This is a genomic window from Filomicrobium sp. (genome assembly GCF_025698805.1).
GTDB classification, from domain to species: domain Bacteria; phylum Pseudomonadota; class Alphaproteobacteria; order Rhizobiales; family Hyphomicrobiaceae; genus Filomicrobium; species Filomicrobium insigne.
In genome coordinates this window covers 99,056-116,329 of the sequence record NZ_JAILWT010000006.1, presented here as the reverse complement: position 1 = coordinate 116,329, position 17,274 = coordinate 99,056, and the positions used below count along the sequence as shown (strand labels likewise).

Genomic DNA, 17,274 nt, shown 5'->3' with positions numbered 1-17,274 from the left:
GCTTCCCCTCACCGGTTTCGGAAGACGTAGCCGGACGGGAAAACAAAGTCTTCCCCGCGCCGCTTCGCCGCCAGAAATTTCTCGACCGTGACTGACGTCAAGCCGATTGCTCCGGCTCGAATTGCCGTAGCCGACACGACGCCAGTACGGACAATCGGACAAGGGTAGATCCAGCCGCTGCTATCAAAGATATTGCGGACCCACATGCCACCGGGATCACTGCCATGCAAACCATGTACAGGTTGGCCCTTGCGCAGTGCCTTGATATGGCGAAGCACACCTGCAAAGCCCGCTTTTTCATAAAGATCCGGCAGGTTGAGAACTTCGACACGCCCATCCAGGCCCGCGTCGCTTATTGCAGCCTTCAAAAGCTCCAACCGCAATTCATAGTCATAAAACCAGTTGCCGGTCGGGAAGTAGTTCTTGCCCGGATCCGCAAAATACGAAGCACGGTATTCCCTAACGCCAGCACGTTCACAAACTGCAATTTCTCCACGCGCCAGAGCCACACGATGCAGCTTCGGAATCGTCGTGGCATGCACGTAAATCTTGTTCAGCCGACGGTCCGCCAGAAGGTTGCTCAAAAGCGCCAAATGCATCTTGTGGACCGGGTTGAAGGAACCGAAAAACACCCCGATCCCTCGTCTCGGAAAAAGGCGGGACCTCAGGTCAGAAAGAAGCCCTCTTGCCGTATCCAGGCCAAAGAGCACTCCAAGAAACACCGTCAGAACCCATAAGCTCCAATGCCCTTCGGCCGTGACGACAAGCCAAATGATTGCTGAGATTGCCAGGATGCTGTTGCTGATCCGATCGCCATAACCACGATAAGCAAACGTGACAGCAACCGCGTGCAACCCGGCAGCTCCAGCCGTCAACGCGAATGCAACACTCCATCCTGCCCATGCGTCACCGCGAGCTGCATGAGCAATCGCGAGCACGCTAAAGACGATCGGGACATGGAACAGGAATCGCACCAGCCGCGCTGGCGTGACCAGCGCTGTTCTCTGATTGAAGTCATCCTCAACCGCACAGATCAGCGTCACATACCTCGGCAGCACGAACGCCAACCCAACCGGCGCGAACACAAGCAGAAGCGCCACCATGAAGGGCAGATTTAAAGCCCCCACAACGAGCAGCGATAACGCCAACCCGCCGAGGCCAGCATAGATCTTCGTGCGATATTTGGAGATGAAACGCATCGCGCGCCGGTCGTGAGGCAGCAGCGCGCCCTTCAATGCCGCTTTGTCCATTTGATCACCGACGACCGTTAAGCAACGCAACAGTTGGGATAAATGCCTTTGTATTTTTCGAAGGCATAAGGTCCGTATTTGAGCGGCGGAAAATCCTCAAGTCGGATATCCGTTACGCCACCGAAGGGTTGCACGACCGTTTCGTAGTCGGGCTGAAAAAAGAAGGGCAACGATATGCGCGATTGGTTCGTCAAAACACGATGCAACGTCGCCACAAACAAATTGCCTGTCCAGTATTGCAGCATATCCCCGATATTGCAGATATAGGCCCCAGGAATTGCCGGCGCGTCGAACCACTCCCCATCACGGTTACGCACCTGAAGGCCAGGATTGTTCGCAAGCAAGATCGTCAAGCACCCATAATCAGTGTGAGCACCACAGCTGTAATCCCCAATCTCGATTTCCGAGACAGGTCCGCTCTGCGGCGCATACTCGGCCATCTGCCGCACGGACTGAGGTTCAGGATAATGCGTCGTCCGAAACTGCCAGAACGAGCGCTCGTTGAATGCGTCGTAAAAGAAGTCTTCCGGTAGCGATAAGCTCATGGCAATGCCGCGCATCAGGTCAAAGCCCAACTCATTCATACTTGCCACATATCGCATAATAGCCGCGCGATAGCCGGGTAAGGATGGCCAAAGATTGGGGCCATGCATCGGCTTTCCGGCGACCACGTCGGGGTGTTCGTCATCAAATTCGACACTGAATTCCATGAGCTCGTAGGAATTGCGTTTGCCATCCGCCAATTCCGAGAGGACGGGCGCATATCCTCGAAAGCAACGGCTATGGCGCTCCATGGAGAACTTCATCTTCTCAGCAAGCGGCAACGAGAAGAAGGCCTCAGCCTGACGGAAGGTATCGGATATCACACCGTCGGCGATGCCGTGATTCCGCACGTAGAAAAAACCGATGTCTTTACAGGCCTGCCCGATCTGACGCGCGGCTTCACGGGACCCCAACGGATCTCGATCGCGCAACAAACCCACATCGACGACTGGAATAATGTGCTCTCGCATAAAAATGAAACCCCTCAATAGAAAACAACAAACCAACACCAGCTGCGAAAATTTAAAAAAGCAAAATATTGTTTTTTTCAGATTTGCCGATCATTGACTCAATTCAAAGCGCATGTCTATAGTTCGATCGCATTTCGAAGTTGTTTTTTTTAAAACAGTTTTCTACGTTATTCAGAGAATAAACAAATGGTTTTTATACTTTAGAGAACTCATCTGCACAGAACTCACCAAGCCACTTGAAAGAACGTAAAGTCCACCTGCATGGCAACGCGACTTGCAGGACGACCAATCACGTCCAAAGGACAAAGCGGCACCCAAGAACAATTAAAGGGAGACAAGCGATGCACCTAGCTCTCGAAGGCCATGGGATGGAACAAAACCAATCAGGAACTCTGGATTGGACCGAAGCCCTATTTGACCTGACGATGTCGAAGGATTTCGAGCCAAGCACATTAGCAGACATGCACGAGCAGTTTTTACGAGGCGGCTACGTAAAACTGCCGGACTTCCTCACCCCAGCAGCGTTGCACTTCCTGCAAGCCGAGTTGCGGCGTCTCGAAGCGACAGCCAGCCGCCGAACTTTTGAAATGCCGGGATACCTCTCCCCGAGAAATCTCTCCGTCCTTGGCGGCCGCGCGATCAAAGAACATTCCCGTTTTCTCTACCGGCTGTATCACCACACCGCGCTGCGGGCGTGCGTCGAGGCAATTTCGGGCCGTCCGATATTCTCCTGTATCCACCCCGAAGAATTCATGGTCGCCAATTTCCTCCAAAGCAGTGGCGACACACACGGCTGGCATTTGGATGATCCTCCATATGCGCTCGTCATCTTCGCGGAAACTCCAGATCCCGGCCAAGGCGGCGAAGTGGAAATAATCCCAAACTGGTCAGATTTGTGCCGCCGCAAAAAGCGTCAGGCGGACCAAAACATCACGGATCTCATCGCATGGGCTGAGGAGAATAGCCTCGTCGAAAGGCTCCATCATAAAGCCGGCGACGCCTATCTGCTTCGCGCCGACCTAAATCTGCATCGGGTTGTCCCAATCACAGCAGAGGGTGCGCGACGCAGCGTCATAAACATGGCCTTCCAGACGACGCGCGAAACTGAATACGCCAACACTGCCGATCTACTTTACGGCAACGGCAATACGCCGGCTGCTTAGACGATCTCGCACCGTGCCCCCTCCCGAAACGCTAAACGAGAGATCAATGTTATACTCAGCCCTCCCGGCGAAACCGCCAGAAAGCGGCATGCCGATCTCACCCGCATCCGAACCAACGTGCAAGGGTGCCGAAACCATATCGCCATGCACGAATTCTTCTGACACGAAAGCCGATGCACGCGAGAAGTGCCACATATGCCCCCACGCGATCACGTGGAGCTGGTCCCAATTTGAGGACCTACAAGCACAGCAGCTCTATGCCGTACTGCGCCTCAGGCAAGAAATATTCATCGTAGAACAGGGCGTTCCATACGCGGATATTGACGACAGGGACGCGCAGTCCCTGCATCTGCTCGGGCTCCTGAATAAAAAGGTGGTTGCTTATCTTCGGGCTCTACCACCCGATCTCTTTGCGCCAGGCTACGCAAGCTTTGGTCGCGTGGTCGTCACCCACAAGATGCGCGGGCGCGGCCTGGGACGACTGCTCGTTGAAAAGTATTTTGATCGTTTTGAGAACGAAAACAGTGACATCCCAATAAAAATATCCTCACAGGCCTATTTGAAAGATTTCTACGCCTCATTTGGATTCGTTGCCGTCGGCGCGCCCTACATCGAGGATCGGATTCCTCATATAGCGATGATCAAACAAATAAAATCCGCCAAATAAGCACGAGCGATTTCATCTGCCTGACGAAATTATTAGGGCACAAAACATTTTATATTGAAGGCATATTGCGATGAGCACTCAAAACATAGAGACGACAACACCCGCCCCCCCCACCCGCAACGCGGTCACGCGAAAAGCCTTGAGCAAACATGGCCCCGCGCCGAAGCCGGTGCCGGTGACGATCATCGGAGCCGGCCCCTTCGGTCTGTCTGTTGCTGCTCACTTACACGGACTGGGAACGGATTTCCGCATCATCGGCATACCAATGAAATCCTGGCGCGACAATATGCCGAAAGGCATGCAGCTCAAGTCAACGGGTTTTTCCTCAACGCTCTATGATCCCGATCAGAGCTTCACGATACGTCGTTACTGCGAGGACCACGGCATAGCCTTCGAAGACGTTGGGCTCCCCGTTAAGCTAGAAACATTCACGGCTTACGGCTTGGCATTCCAAAAAGCCCTCGTCCCCAACGTCGAAGAAACGACCGTCATCCGCGTAAAGCGCCACCATCAGGGCTTCATCCTTGAGCTAGCAAACGGACAATCATTCACGTCCCGCAACGTGGTCATTGGCATCGGCCTCGATTATTTCCGCAACACACCGGGCGAACTGAGCGGACTACCACAGGAACTGGTCACGCATTGTGCGGAACACCACGATCTTTCCATCTTCAAGGATAAACACGTCGCTGTAATCGGCGCTGGATCATCAGCCATAGATTCCGCGGTGCTGCTGCAAGAAGCGGGCGCCAGGCCCCTGCTCATCGCACGTAAATCTACTATCGAGTTTGGCTTGGACGAGCCGCTCCATCGCCCTCTGCTTGAAAGATTATATCGCCCCATGTCGGGAATAGGCCCCGGCTGGCAAAACCGCGCATGCACCGATATGCCGTGGGCCTTTCGGTACCTTCCCGACCAAGTCCGGCTACGCACCGTCAAGGAGTTTCTCGGGCCGGCAGGCGGCTGGTTCATGAAAGAACGGATGGCGCAGGTCCCCCGCCTACTCGGTCACGACCTGCGCCACGCTCATGAAGCGCTCGGGAAGATACGGCTCCAGCTTTCAGACATAAGTGGTCGGGAAAAAGCCATCACTGTCGACCACGTCATTGCAGCCACAGGTTATCGGCAAGACGTATCCAGACTTCCCTTCATTGCGCCCGACATCATCGACAATCTAGACCGGATAGGCCCAACGCCCAGGCTTTCGGCCAACTTCGAATCGTCCATTCCAGGCCTCTATTTCATTGGCCCAATCTCAGCCAACACCTTTGGGCCTGTGATGAGGTTTTCAATTGGTGCGGCCTTTACGGCCCGACGCTTATCGCGTCACTTGGCAAGGGCGGCACATTCCACTCAACGGTCACTCTCGACCTGACCCTGGCCCTGCAGCCACAGCATCAGCATCCAACACAACAGCGCCCATCCCGCCCCGAGGGTCCAGCCGGCCAACACATCCGTTGGCCAGTGAACGCCAAGATAAATCCGGCTCAGTCCAATCATCAATGTCAGAAGGACACAGACAGAAAAGATGAAAATCTTCACCCTCGGGTCGGGCTGGGAGCGCGCCAGCAACATGCCCAACGTTAGATAAACGACCGCCGACATCATCGAATGCCCGGAAGGAAAACTAAGCGTATGAACCTCTGTGCCATGCGTGATGATATCAGGACGCGGTCGCCCAAAACCGATCTTCAAGAGGTTATTCAACAGCGTCCCGCCCACGACTGCCAAAACCACATAAAGCGCGGAGTGCCCCTTTCGCGTTATGAGCAGAAACAACGCCGAGATAACAACGATGAGGACGACAACGCCGGTACTTCCCAACGCTGTGAAGTCACGCACGGTCCCCTCAAGCCAAGCGGGTCCAATTGGCCCACCATTGTCGCCAGGGGCGCGCATCGCGCGAAGCAACCATTCGTCAAAGTTGCGCGAATTTCCACTAAAGACGAGGGCTGCAATCTGCACGAACACAAAGGTCAGCACAGCCAGCGACGCAAGAAAGAACATCGGCAGCTTCTCGATTTGCCGAACGGACGCCAGACGCCGGAGAAGATTACGGCGCTCAACGGTGCTCCTGGGCGCTGCTCCTTGATCGTCGGCCATTCTCTACTCCACCTCCTGCCATTCGCACGCTTGATGTCGAACCAGTGGCCTATCTATAGGCTTGAGCATCATGGTTCCACGCACGCCATCACTCATCAGTAACATGGCACTGGAACGTCCGAACGAAGGTAGACGTTCATAAGCCATGCGTACCCATACAATCGTAAATTGCCGAGCCGGAACCGCACTCGACCTGTCGCCCCGTGATATCGAAAAAAAAGTTGCACAGGCGTTTCGCGATGGCGGGCATGAAACACGCGTGGAGTGCGTCGAACCGGAAAAGCTTGTCGGCGCGATCTCGGCGGCCGCGCAAGGAGATATCGACGCACTTATTATAGGCGGCGGTGACGGCTCTGTCCGTTCAGCCGCCGAACACCTGATCGGGACCAATAAGGCGCTCGGAGTGCTCCCCCTCGGCACCATGAACAGATTTGCACGGGATCTGAACCTCCCGCTCGAGATCGACGCTGCACTGAAAACGCTCGCAGAGGGGCACTCCGTTCCCATAGACGTCGCCGCCGTCAACGGCCAAATCTTCCTCTGCAATTCGATGTTTGGGCTTCCAACGGGGTTCGCCGAACAACGTCAACATCTGCGCGGCAAAGCGGCCCTTGAACGCTTGCAAGGATACATTCGCATCCTGCGACAGATGCTAGCTAGCACACGCATGATCTCTATCGCCGTCGATAAGGACGGTGAACGGCATCGCATGCGTGCGTTATCGGTTGTGGTAACCAGCAATGAATACGACGAAGTTCCAAGCCTGATGCTCACAAAAACAGCAATGGACCGAGGCTACCTGACCTTATACGCAGCACGGCATAAAAACGGAGCAGCCTTATCCGTCGCTGTGGTACGTGCAATGCTCGGACTATGGAAAAGCGATCCTGAGGTTGAAAAAATATCCGCAACTGAATTTACAATCCGCATGCCTCGGCGCTCTGTGCGCCTGACGAACGATGGCGAAGTCGAGAGTTTTAAAGCTCCACTTCGATACACCATCCGGCCATCAAGCTTGCGTGTCCTTTGCCCTCCTCCAGCGTACGGGACCTAACCCTCGAACGACCGTGTCATCCGACATTCAGATCAAGCCTTTAAGCAGACAGTCTGTGTACTGGGCCTGCGAGCGCTCACGCCACCCTTGCTCTACGAGCCCGCATGGGCAATCCTCTCACCAGAACCCTCGAAAGAAAACGAAATCGTAGACATTCTGGGCGTATGCCGCAGCTCCACGCCCCCGATCCAGCGCTGCCGGAACATAAAATGAAAACAGACACACCGCGCCCCATCTACCTGCGCGATTACCGTCCTCCAAATTTCCTGATCAAGAGCGTCAATCTCGACTTTAAACTCGATGCAGCAGCGACGAAGGTTCGTTCGCGTCTCAAGGTACGACACAACCCAAAATCTCAGGTTCACAATGCGCCCCTAATCCTCGACGGCGAAAACCTCAAACTCGATGCCGTGATCCTGGACGGGAACACGCTCACCCGTTCGCAGTACCGGCTAACCAAGACGTCGCTGACTATTCCCGAAACGCCGATCAAACCCTTTACGCTTGAGATCCATACGACGATCGATCCGAGCCAGAACAAATCCCTTCAGGGCCTCTATCGCTCGCGTGGCGTTTTCTGCACACAATGCGAAGCCCAAGGCTTCCGGCGCATAACGTACTTCCTGGACCGCCCTGATGTGCTCTCGACCTACACAGTTAGACTGGAGGCCGATCCGAAAGAAGCACCGGTCCTGCTATCCAATGGAAACCGCTTGGAACGCGGCACCTCTGATCGCGGCGAACGTCATTACGCCGTGTGGCATGATCCGCATCCCAAGCCCTGCTACCTATTTGCGCTGGTCGCTGGCGACTTGTCGTCAATCGCGGCAGATTTCAAGACCGCAAGCGGTAGCGATGTCGGGCTGACGATCTACGTCGAACACGGCAAGGAGGAGCGCGTTGCATGGGCCATGGACTCACTGAAACGCTCAATGCGTTGGGACGAAAAACGTTTCGGCCGTGAGTACGATCTCGAGGTCTTCAATATCGTCGCCGTATCCGACTTCAACATGGGCGCGATGGAGAACAAGGGGCTAAATATTTTCAATGACCGACTTGTACTCGCATCACCAGAAACCGCGACGGACACGACATTCGAAGCTATCGAAAGCGTCGTTGCGCACGAATACTTCCACAACTGGACCGGCAACCGCATTACCTGCCGCGATTGGTTCCAGCTCTGTTTAAAGGAAGGTCTCACCGTCTACCGTGATCAGGAATTCTCCGCCGACGAGCGTTCACGTGTCGTCCAACGAATATCGGACGTTCGCCAGCTAAAGGCCCATCAATTTCCTGAAGATTCCGGTCCTCTGGCACACCCTGTCCGACCGGAAAGCTATATCGAAATCAACAACTTCTACACGGCAACGGTTTACGAAAAAGGTGCCGAAATCGTACGCATGATCGCGACGATCCTCGGCGCCGAGGCTTTCCGTTCCGGGATGGACCTCTACTTTGAGCGGCACGATGGAGAAGCCGCAACCATCGAACAGTTTTTGGAATGCTTCGCGGAGGTCTCGGGGCGCGATCTTTCGCAGTTCGCTCTTTGGTATTCGCAATCTGGCACGCCGCATGTGGAATGCCGCACATCCTACGATAAACGTGCGCGGACCTACTCCCTAACCCTGAAGCAAACGACCCCGCAAACACCGGGGCAGCAACAAAAGAACCCGATGCACATCCCGGTTCGCATTGGCCTGCTGGGTCCGGATGGCCACGATCTGCCGCTGACGACGGATGCAGGAGACGCCCTGCTGGACGACATCATACATCTCCGCCAACCCAGCCAAACGATCACCTTCACTGACGTCCCGGCGCGCCCGGTCCCTTCGGTCCTTCGAGAATTTTCAGCGCCTGTCCACCTGGAAGTTGAACTCAGCGAAAAAGACCTAGCTTTTCTGCTCGCCAACGATAGTGACGCCTTCAACCGCTGGCAGGCCGCCAATACATACGCAATGCGCACGATGGTGGCGATGGTTGAGGCTCTCTCACGCGGCAAAAGATCCTCGCGTGGCACTGGCTTTGCCAAAGCGCTTAGCGCAGCCCTTGTCGACGATAACCTCGATTGGGCCTTCCGAGCCGAGTTGATGCGGCTACCATCACAAAGCGATGTCGCAACCGAGATAGGACAGAACGTCGATCACACGTTCATTTATCGCGCTCATCGTCAACTCACACGGTTGATTGCACGTCGGCTGGAAGACCAGCTTGCGGCCATCCATGACACGTTGAAGGAGAGCGGACCGTTCTCACCGGATGCCGCAAACGCCGGCAAACGCGCCGCCCGCAATGCCGCCCTGCAGCTGCTCGCGTCTCTGGGCTCAAAAACGGCAATAAACCGAACCGCCGACCAATATTTTAACGCCTCAAATATGACCGAGGCCGCGCACGCACTCAACTTGCTCGCCGCTAGCAACTCACCCCAGCGGCGCACCGCGCTCGACCATTTCTATCAACGCTGGCACGAAGACCATGTCGTCATTGACACTTGGTTCGTGGCGCAGGCCCAATCGCCGCGCAACAACGCCCTTGACGTTGTTCGTGCACTCACGCGGCATGAGCGCTTCGACATTACCGCTCCCAACAAAGTGCGCGCCCTGATCGGCAATTTCGCCCTGATGAACCCCGTTCAGTTCAACCGACCAGACGGCAAAGGCTACGAATTCTTAGTCGAGCAAATCCTCGCTATCGATCGCTTCAATCCGCAAATCGCCGCGCGTCTTCTCAATGCCATGCGGAGCTGGCGCGCACTTGAACCAAAACGTCGAAAACTCGCCCGTAACGCATTGACAAAAATTACGAAACATCCCGACCCCTCTCGTGATGTACATGAGATTGTGCTTCGAATCCTCGATGAATAACGTCATCGTCATAACAGGACGCGAATTGAATTAATCTCCTCGACAGTGACACCCTAATGAGGTGAACTGAAATAGCGATTCGCGTGGCAGGCAGTACCGAGTTTGTCAGCGGGGGCGGGGGCGGCAATTTACAAATATGGCGGGGCATGCGAATGGCGTGGACGGTGTCTGTCCGCCCTCACGGGAGACTTGTGTCTTTCGCGATGAGGCGAGTGACTCACTCTGACGTCGACCGCCCCACGGTGTCCCATCAGCTCGCACGATGTGTTTTGCGTTTTTCAGGCCTTGCGTTGCGCATAGTCTTGATCACGGCAGCATTTGCGCACGTCACCACAGCTCCAATTCTCGCGACCTTGGCTATCATCGGCGCGGTAGTTTCGTTGGTGACGTCGGAGTGGGGGCGCGATTGCTCCTTCGTTGCGAACAATCAGACTGACGAAAACCAGGCGGCTGATCCTGCCGCGTCGATCCAGGCGGCCCCATTTCCCGTTCAAGAAGCGCCTTTTGATCCGCTGACGCTCAACTTTACGACTGGAACTCCTTTATCAAGCCCAGCCGCAAGCTGTTATCCAAATGAAAGCCTTATCGATAAGATAGCTCCGGCGAACGACGCCGATGCCTGGGCTGGCCTGTGCGCGCGCTTGAGTCATGAACTACGGACACCACTTAATGCGGTGCTAGGCTTTTCTGAGCTTATGAAGGCGGAATTGCACGGCCCCCTCGGCCGCCCCCTTTATCGCGAATACGTCAGCCATATCCGCGACAGCGGTCAGGCATTGCTCAAATCCACGGAAGACACGCTCGCTATAACGGCCGCACTGTCATGCATCCGCTTGGGAAATGGCGCAGTGAGCAACCGTCTGGCGATCAAACCACTTCTAGAAGATGCATGGCATTTCATTGAGCCGACCGCGCGTGCACGCAATGTTCAGCTTCATCTGAAGGCACCAGCTGATCTGGAAATATTGGGAGATCCCCGCGCACTGCGCCAAGCCATCATCAACCTGTTCGAAGAAGCCGTCAGCCACGCAGCCAAAGATAGCCGGGTCGAGGTCACCGCGACACCGGAGCGTAGTATCACGTATCTTGATGTACGCGCGTATAGTTCGCATGAACGCTTAAACGACACTCTGTCGATCCATCTCGCGCGCGCACTCTTCGACATTAACGGCGTGCGTCTTGATACCCAAAGTAGCAAGGGATGTTGGCGGGCCATTACGCAGCTTGACCGCGCCGCACAGTCGGACTTCTTTGATTATCTTAATAGCCCATCAGTCGCACAGAATTCCTGAGCTCAACGCTTCCGAGACCCGCGCCACTCCTCATACCATTCAGCATAAGCACGACGCTCTTCCGGCGTCATCTTGTCGATCATGGTTAGAAACTGCTCCGACAACGAGCGCCGGGCCGTCACCCTTTCCGCGAGAATCTCGTTCAAGGCGGCGACAAACTTCTCTCTATCGAATGGATCGGCCTTCAGAAGCTGAACAGCTTCGACTTGCCTGTTGCGAATATCCCTACGAAACGATCGCCAGTGCTCCTTGTAGGATTGAGCAAGTTCGCGAAAGAGCTGTTGACGTTCGCCCTCCAGCCGATGCGCAAAGCCACTGACCCCGTGATCCTTCCACGGTCGCCACCCATGGTGTGAAATCTTTGCGCCGATAAAAAAGCCCGCTACGAGGAGATTCAGCGACAAAGACACCACAAACGCCCACCACAGCCAGCCTCTCCTGCCAGCTTGCTGCGCTGATCCTGAGCCAGAGCTGCCTTGATCGCTCATATTTTATCTTCCTCGGCGAAAATAACGAAGCCATCGTCGGCCAACGAAGTCGTAAATGTCTCCTCATCAAGACTGCTAACTTCCGACGTTTGCTCAACGGGTGACGCAACCAAGCCGCTTTGCCCGACCATAATGCCCGTGACGAGGCAAGCCGCCATAAGGGTCGCGGCCTGCCACAACCGGGCGCGGACCGACTGATAGGACCTGACGTTCGGTAGTGTCTGCCTGAACGAAGCCGCCTGCCTCTTTTCAGCAAGCGCGCGCGCCATGATCCGGTCACCCAGATCATTCAGGCGCATTGAATCGGATCGTCCCGATGGCAATTGACAGTTCATGATTACATCATCGAGGACGCAAGCCTCCCTCAGCAATCGTTGAGCCTCTGCGTCCTCAGCCAAAAACGCTGCCACGCTCAATCGTTCGCGCGCGGGCCAGCGATCGCGGTCGCCTCCATAAACTTCGAGCAAATACCGCAGTCGCTCCATGTCGCGCTGTCTGTTCTGTTCGCTCGTCATGTCTTCCTTCCGACGCTCATTCTTCGAGCCCTTCAGGCTCTATATCCAGCAGTTGCCGCCAAACACCGGCAAGTTTGCCTTTCAGTCCCCGCCGTCCCCGCGCCAGCAGAGATTCGACAGCTTCCGATGAAGTCCCCATTTCGTTCCCAATCTCGATGAGACTGAGTCCCTCGTGGTGAAACAGTAAAAGCGCGGTCCTTTGCCGTTCTGGCAATTCTTGCATCGCTTGTTCGACGCATGCACTCACGTCAGCCGCCTCTAATCCATCCAACTGTCGCGGCGGTTCGATTTCCTCGGGCACCTCCTCCACGACTCTCAGTCTGTGATTGGTACGCTGACGGTCGATGCACAAATTGCGCGCCACACGAAATAGCCATCCACGAACGCCATTGGCGCCGACTTCAATTCGGTCTGCCGTACGCCACAGACGCAACATCGCTTCTTGGGCGACATCTTCAGCTTCGGCAGTGTCACCCAACAACCGTCGAGCCAAACCAACGACAGCTCTTAAGTGACGATCAATGAGGCCACGAAAAGCGCCGTCATCACCTTCAATCAGCCGCGCCATAAGAACACGGTCGTCGTCGAGAGGCACCGCCCCGAATGACGCGTCAGTATCGACCCCCAACGGCCTTTGCGTTTCGAACTCCTGCCCGGAACCGCTTCCAGATCCGGGCAGGACGGACTTTGCCGCCACGCTGAACCTCAAATGTCTTTGACGTGCCAACACGTCATGACCTCCGAATGCCAGCCATTACTTCTGGTCTTTGGCATCCGCCTTGGCCTCCCAGTACCGCGCAGCACGCGGCGGGAGATCATCAACGGTCACCTTACCGTCGCCGTTGAGATCCATCATCGAAAAACGTGACTTAGTCTTGGCAAGGTATTCGTCCTTGCTCACACTTCCATCTTTGTTGGCGTCAAGAACGTGCATGAGAAGCTTTTGCTTATAGGCTATCCGCTCCGCTCCACGGCCACCGATCTCATCCTGATCGATCACACCGTCATCGTTCTTGTCCATGCGCGCAAACCGTCTGTCTACCCGTTCGAGAACACGGTCTAGATCTCGCGCCTGGCGTCCGCTCCACCCTTTACCGCCATGGTGATCCCCACGATGCCAACGTCCTTCGTGGTGACGTTTGCCCTTATGCTCGCGCCCTTCTTCGCGGTCACCATCGTCGGAAGCCTCAGCCTGGCGATCGTCGGCGTCCTCAACATCGTCAGTACGGTGCCGATCGCTCCGTCCAAATCGGGGGGGAAGTTCATCATCGGTGATCTTTCCATCGCCGTTAAAGTCGCGCTCGGCAAAACGGTCCTGCGCAGGCTTTCGGAATTCTTCTTTCGAGATCTTTCCATCGCCGTCAGTATCATAGCGCTTCAGCATACGCTTGATGCGGTAGTCCAACTGCGCCTGTTGACGCGCTACCAGCTGTTCACCGGTCAGGCTGCCCTTGCCATCTGTATCGAGCTCAGCAAAGCGCTCTTCGCTTGGTTTCAGAAACTCTTCCAGAGTTACGACGCCATCACCATCGGCATCGAGCTTCTTAAGCTTGGCGAGTTTGCGATGAAGTCGGTGATGCCCCTTGCCGTGACCTCCGCGCCCCCAATCGTCATCATGGTGATATCCATGCTTGCCATGAAACCCATGATGTTTACCGTGATGCTCAAAGTCACCTCGAGCCATTGCTCCTGCTGTAACAGCACCCATGATCGTCAGAACACCAGCTGTCAGCATCAAAGTTTTTCGCATAAGTCTTCAACCTCCTTGCGCATCACGCAGATTTAAAGGCCCAGGCGTGACCCTCATGACAGCAAGAACGCAAGGAGTGAGTGTATTCCGTCGCAGCGCAGAAAAAATTTAACGAACAATCTCCTCGAACATATCGGCCACGGCGGCCAAGGTCACCGTAAGGTGTTCTTCCAGCATAATAAAACTGGGGGCATCCCCTGCCCGCGCCAGGAGTTCCTTCAAGCCGAGCGGGGCAGTATCACGATCAAAATTGCCATCCGTACAAATACGTAAAATTTGAGTGAGATCGTGAATGAGTCGTGTTGCCGGCAAAAGGACATCAGCCTGTCCAGCCGTGAGGAAACCGGCATCGCGCAGCCGTTCCAAAGACGTGTAGGTAGTTTGATCAAGCACTTCCGGATTCTGGCCCGCCGAGACAAGTTGCAGAAACTGAGCGATGAATTCGAGGTCCACAAGCCCGCCACGCACGTGCTTAAGATTCCAGATATTAGTCGCCCCCTTCTCCGCAAAAATACGCTCACGCATTTCACGGACATCACTGGCAATCTTGCTCCGATGGCGCGGGCGAACCAACACATCACGGATTGACGTGGTGACCCGTTCGCCGAGGTCACCGGTCGCCGCCACGACCCGTGCGCGCGTGAGAGCCATATGCTCCCACGTCCACGCCTCTTCGGTCTGATAGTTGACGAAACTCGAAATCTTCGTCGCGACCGGTCCTTGCTGACCTGACGGCCGCAAGCGCATGTCCACGTCATAGAGTTTGCCTTCCGCCGTCGGAGCCGAAAGCGCACTGATCAATCGCTGCGTCAGACGCGCATAGTACTGCGACGGCGAGAGAGGTCGCTCACCATTCGATTCCTCAACACCCGGAACAAAATCATACACGACAATCAGATCGAGGTCAGAAGCAGCAGTCATCTCACGACTTCCAAGCTTACCCATGGCAATGACAGCCACCTCGCCTCCGGCAATTTGACCGTTCACACGGGCAAGCTCATCACGCGCGGCTGTTAAAAGCGCCGCAATGAGACGTTCGGCAACAAGCGCATAAGCGCCGCCAGCCTGACTGGCATCGATCGTCCCGGACAGAACACGTACGCCAATCAGAAAGCCCTGTTCATTCCCGACAATGCGCGAAGCATCGAGCACGCCTTGAAAATCTGGAGCAGCCGCAATCTCCGTCGCAATGATTTCGTCGAGCTCCGCCGCAGAGGGGCGCGTATCATAGGTACGCGGATCGAGCACCGCATCGAGCAAACGCCGCCGCCGCGATAACACGCCTGCCAACCGAGGCGCCGAGCCCATAATGTGCGCAACAAGTTGCATCAACCCGGGATGTGCGCGTAGCAATGAAAATAGCTGCACGCCTGTCGGAAGTTGTGAGAGGAACCGATCAAACGTCGCGATCGCCGCATCCGGATCCACAGTCGCAGCAAGCGCTTCGATCAGCAGCGGCTGAACCTCCGTCAACCGTTCCTGTGATCGCGGAGACCGTACTGCAGGATAACGGCCATGATGCCAGCCCCTCACCATGGCAATCACGGTAGAAGGCTGAGAGAACCCCATGGCTTTTAATGTCGCTACCGTCTCCGGGTCGTCCTCTCCCCCCGCAAAAACCATATTGGAGCCACGTTTCGTAAGCTCCGGCATATCCTCAAAGAGCGCAGCGTAATGTGCCTGGACCTTTTCGAACACGGCTTTCAGTGCCAGGGAAAACTGCTCAACGTTTTCATACCCACTGAACAGGGCCAAGCTCTCGAGTCTCTCAGGATCATCTGGCAGCAGCTGCGTTTGCTCATCTGCCACCATCTGAAGTCGATGCTCGATACGCCGCAGAAAACAATAGGCCTGCACCAAATCATCCCGAACGTCTTCTCGAATCCAGCCACGCTCAGCCAACGTAGCTAGGGTATCGAGGGTTCGTCTTGAACGAAGGTCTCGCTGACGCCCACCGGCGATGAGTTGTTGCGTCTGAGCGAAAAACTCAATCTCGCGAATGCCGCCGCGACCAACCTTGATGTTATGCCCAGCCACACCGATCTTGCCGAAGCCCTTGAAGGCGTGGATCTGCCGCTTCATCGCATGCACATCCGCGATAGCTGCGAAGTCAAGGTACTTGCGCCAGATAAAGGGTTGCAGCTCCCGCAAGAGCGCCTCGCCGGCACGCAAATCACCCGCCACGACACGCGCCTTAATTAATGCTGCCCGCTCCCAATTTTGCCCGAAGCTTTCGTAGTAGGCCATTGCCGCATCGGTCGACATGGCCAACTGCGTCGCCCCAGCATCGGGCCGTAATCGGAGATCTGTCCGGAAGACGTAGCCGTCCGCCGTATGCTCCTGGATCAGCTTCACCAGCTCGCGTGTCAGCCGCACAAAAAACGTCTGCGCTTCGACACCTTCGCGGAGCCGTGCGCGATCCCGGTCGAAAAAGACGATAAGATCAATATCGCTGGAATAGTTCAGCTCGTCGGCACCGTACTTTCCCATTCCCAGCACGATGTAACCGGATCCGTCTACGCCTTCTGCCCCCTCCTCCGATGCAAGCCAGTCTCCCTTCGCAATCGCACGGGCAAAGAGATAGCGGACGCTCGCACGCAGAGCAGCATCCGCCGTTTCACTCAAAGTCCGCGTCACTGTCATGACCGACCACACGCCACCCAGGTCGGCCAGCGCAGTCAGCAACGCTACCTCGCTTTTAAATTCGCGAACCGCACGCATGATGGCCGCTTGATCGCCGGCCTCTGTCGCAGCCTGAGTCGACTTCTCCAAACGCACTTTAAGTGTTTCGAACAAATCTTCCGGGTTCGTCGCCAGAACCCGAAAGAGGCGGGCAGGATCACGACGCGCTAGCCCAAACAAATAGGGGGAGCCGCAAAACGTGCCGATCAGAAGTTGTTCAGTTTTTGGGGCCGACAGAATTTGGCTGATGGTCGCGCTTTCGAAGCCCGCTGCTTCCGCAGAAGCCCGCAAATCTGCGGCTTCACCCCTCCAGCGCTCTGGAGATGATGCATAAGGAGTTTCCGCTATGCGCGTATAGAGAGCGCCGCTCGCTTCGTGATCTGTTAGTCCCATCTCATCGCTCCGCATCCTCGCCCGTTTTCGATGCCCGAGCGTT

The 17,274-nt window shown here is 55.7% G+C and carries 14 protein-coding genes; 6 read left to right on the top strand and 8 right to left on the bottom strand.

Annotated elements, in window-relative coordinates:
* Positions 1–8 precede the first annotated feature (8 nt).
* The gene (locus K5845_RS15675) at positions 9–1,250 is read right to left on the bottom strand and encodes a nucleotidyl transferase family protein (protein WP_287959440.1); all 1,242 of its coding nucleotides are present in this window, start codon (positions 1,248–1,250) and stop codon (positions 9–11) included.
* 17 nt (positions 1,251–1,267) lie between these two features.
* A complete protein-coding gene (locus K5845_RS15670) occupies positions 1,268–2,263 on the bottom strand; it encodes an isopenicillin N synthase family dioxygenase (RefSeq protein ID WP_287959439.1) in 996 nt (331 codons plus the stop codon).
* A gap of 341 nt (positions 2,264–2,604) precedes the next feature.
* Here K5845_RS15670 and K5845_RS15665 point away from each other — a divergent pair, with 341 nt between their 5' ends.
* The 3 genes from K5845_RS15665 to K5845_RS15655 all read left to right on the top strand — a co-directional run bounded on the left by K5845_RS15665 (position 2,605) and on the right by K5845_RS15655 (position 5,468).
* The gene (locus tag K5845_RS15665; protein WP_046500930.1) at positions 2,605–3,426 is read left to right on the top strand and encodes a HalD/BesD family halogenase; all 822 of its coding nucleotides are present in this window, start codon (positions 2,605–2,607) and stop codon (positions 3,424–3,426) included.
* Positions 3,427–3,745: 319 nt separating this feature from the next.
* Positions 3,746–4,093: a GNAT family N-acetyltransferase gene (locus tag K5845_RS15660; RefSeq protein ID WP_287959487.1), complete on the top strand. Its 348-nt coding sequence runs from the start codon at positions 3,746–3,748 to the stop codon at positions 4,091–4,093.
* A 70-nt stretch (positions 4,094–4,163) separates the two neighbouring features.
* On the top strand, positions 4,164–5,468 hold the full coding sequence (locus K5845_RS15655; RefSeq protein WP_287959438.1) for an NAD(P)-binding domain-containing protein: 1,305 nt from the start codon (positions 4,164–4,166) through the stop codon (positions 5,466–5,468).
* Here the strand turns inward: K5845_RS15655 and K5845_RS15650 are convergent.
* On the bottom strand, positions 5,447–6,196 hold the full coding sequence (locus K5845_RS15650) for a phosphatase PAP2 family protein (protein ID WP_046478381.1): 750 nt from the start codon (positions 6,194–6,196) through the stop codon (positions 5,447–5,449). The genes K5845_RS15655 and K5845_RS15650 overlap by 22 nt on opposite strands.
* A 145-nt stretch (positions 6,197–6,341) precedes the next feature.
* Here K5845_RS15650 and K5845_RS15645 point away from each other — a divergent pair, with 145 nt between their 5' ends.
* The 3 genes from K5845_RS15645 to K5845_RS15635 all read left to right on the top strand — a co-directional run bounded on the left by K5845_RS15645 (position 6,342) and on the right by K5845_RS15635 (position 11,403).
* Positions 6,342–7,250 carry a diacylglycerol/lipid kinase family protein gene (locus K5845_RS15645; protein ID WP_090229956.1) on the top strand — a complete coding sequence of 303 codons (909 nt, stop codon included), beginning with the start codon at positions 6,342–6,344 and terminating at the stop codon, positions 7,248–7,250.
* Positions 7,251–7,459: 209 nt separating this feature from the next.
* Complete coding sequence (gene pepN / locus K5845_RS15640; protein WP_287959437.1) at positions 7,460–10,111, top strand: aminopeptidase N; 2,652 nt, start codon at positions 7,460–7,462, stop codon at positions 10,109–10,111.
* A 212-nt stretch (positions 10,112–10,323) separates the two neighbouring features.
* The gene (locus tag K5845_RS15635) at positions 10,324–11,403 is read left to right on the top strand and encodes a sensor histidine kinase (protein WP_287959436.1); all 1,080 of its coding nucleotides are present in this window, start codon (positions 10,324–10,326) and stop codon (positions 11,401–11,403) included.
* A 2-nt stretch (positions 11,404–11,405) separates the two neighbouring features.
* On the opposite strand, the gene K5845_RS15630 is transcribed toward K5845_RS15635, so the two are convergent.
* From K5845_RS15630 to K5845_RS15610, 5 genes are all read right to left on the bottom strand, one after another.
* Positions 11,406–11,891 carry a periplasmic heavy metal sensor gene (locus tag K5845_RS15630; RefSeq protein ID WP_090229952.1) on the bottom strand — a complete coding sequence of 162 codons (486 nt, stop codon included), beginning with the start codon at positions 11,889–11,891 and terminating at the stop codon, positions 11,406–11,408.
* Positions 11,888–12,406 carry a hypothetical protein gene (locus K5845_RS15625; RefSeq protein ID WP_287959435.1) on the bottom strand — a complete coding sequence of 173 codons (519 nt, stop codon included), beginning with the start codon at positions 12,404–12,406 and terminating at the stop codon, positions 11,888–11,890. The genes K5845_RS15630 and K5845_RS15625 overlap by 4 nt, the downstream gene beginning before the upstream one ends.
* A 16-nt stretch (positions 12,407–12,422) precedes the next feature.
* Positions 12,423–13,103, bottom strand: coding sequence for a sigma-70 family RNA polymerase sigma factor (locus K5845_RS15620; RefSeq protein WP_287959434.1), 681 nt, complete (start codon positions 13,101–13,103; stop codon positions 12,423–12,425).
* 57 nt (positions 13,104–13,160) lie between these two features.
* Positions 13,161–14,156 carry an EF-hand domain-containing protein gene (locus K5845_RS15615; protein ID WP_287959433.1) on the bottom strand — a complete coding sequence of 332 codons (996 nt, stop codon included), beginning with the start codon at positions 14,154–14,156 and terminating at the stop codon, positions 13,161–13,163.
* A gap of 108 nt (positions 14,157–14,264) precedes the next feature.
* On the bottom strand, positions 14,265–17,231 hold the full coding sequence (locus K5845_RS15610) for a bifunctional [glutamine synthetase] adenylyltransferase/[glutamine synthetase]-adenylyl-L-tyrosine phosphorylase (protein WP_287959432.1): 2,967 nt from the start codon (positions 17,229–17,231) through the stop codon (positions 14,265–14,267).
* Positions 17,232–17,274: the final 43 nt, after the last annotated feature.

Bases quoted from the DNA above. Each gene is read 5' to 3' on its own strand.
- K5845_RS15675 (WP_287959440.1), bottom strand. From the start codon at position 1,250: ATGGACAAAGCGGCATTGAAGGGCGCGCTGCTGCCTCACGACCGGCGC.
- K5845_RS15670 (WP_287959439.1), bottom strand. From the start codon at position 2,263: ATGCGAGAGCACATTATTCCAGTCGTCGATGTGGGTTTGTTGCGCGAT.
- K5845_RS15665 (WP_046500930.1), top strand. From the start codon at position 2,605: ATGCACCTAGCTCTCGAAGGCCATGGGATGGAACAAAACCAATCAGGA.
- K5845_RS15655 (WP_287959438.1), top strand. From the start codon at position 4,164: ATGAGCACTCAAAACATAGAGACGACAACACCCGCCCCCCCCACCCGC.
- K5845_RS15650 (WP_046478381.1), bottom strand. From the start codon at position 6,196: ATGGCCGACGATCAAGGAGCAGCGCCCAGGAGCACCGTTGAGCGCCGT.
- K5845_RS15645 (WP_090229956.1), top strand. From the start codon at position 6,342: ATGCGTACCCATACAATCGTAAATTGCCGAGCCGGAACCGCACTCGAC.
- pepN (WP_287959437.1), top strand. From the start codon at position 7,460: ATGAAAACAGACACACCGCGCCCCATCTACCTGCGCGATTACCGTCCT.
- K5845_RS15630 (WP_090229952.1), bottom strand. From the start codon at position 11,891: ATGAGCGATCAAGGCAGCTCTGGCTCAGGATCAGCGCAGCAAGCTGGC.
- K5845_RS15625 (WP_287959435.1), bottom strand. From the start codon at position 12,406: ATGACGAGCGAACAGAACAGACAGCGCGACATGGAGCGACTGCGGTAT.
- K5845_RS15615 (WP_287959433.1), bottom strand. From the start codon at position 14,156: ATGCGAAAAACTTTGATGCTGACAGCTGGTGTTCTGACGATCATGGGT.
- K5845_RS15610 (WP_287959432.1), bottom strand. From the start codon at position 17,231: ATGGGACTAACAGATCACGAAGCGAGCGGCGCTCTCTATACGCGCATA.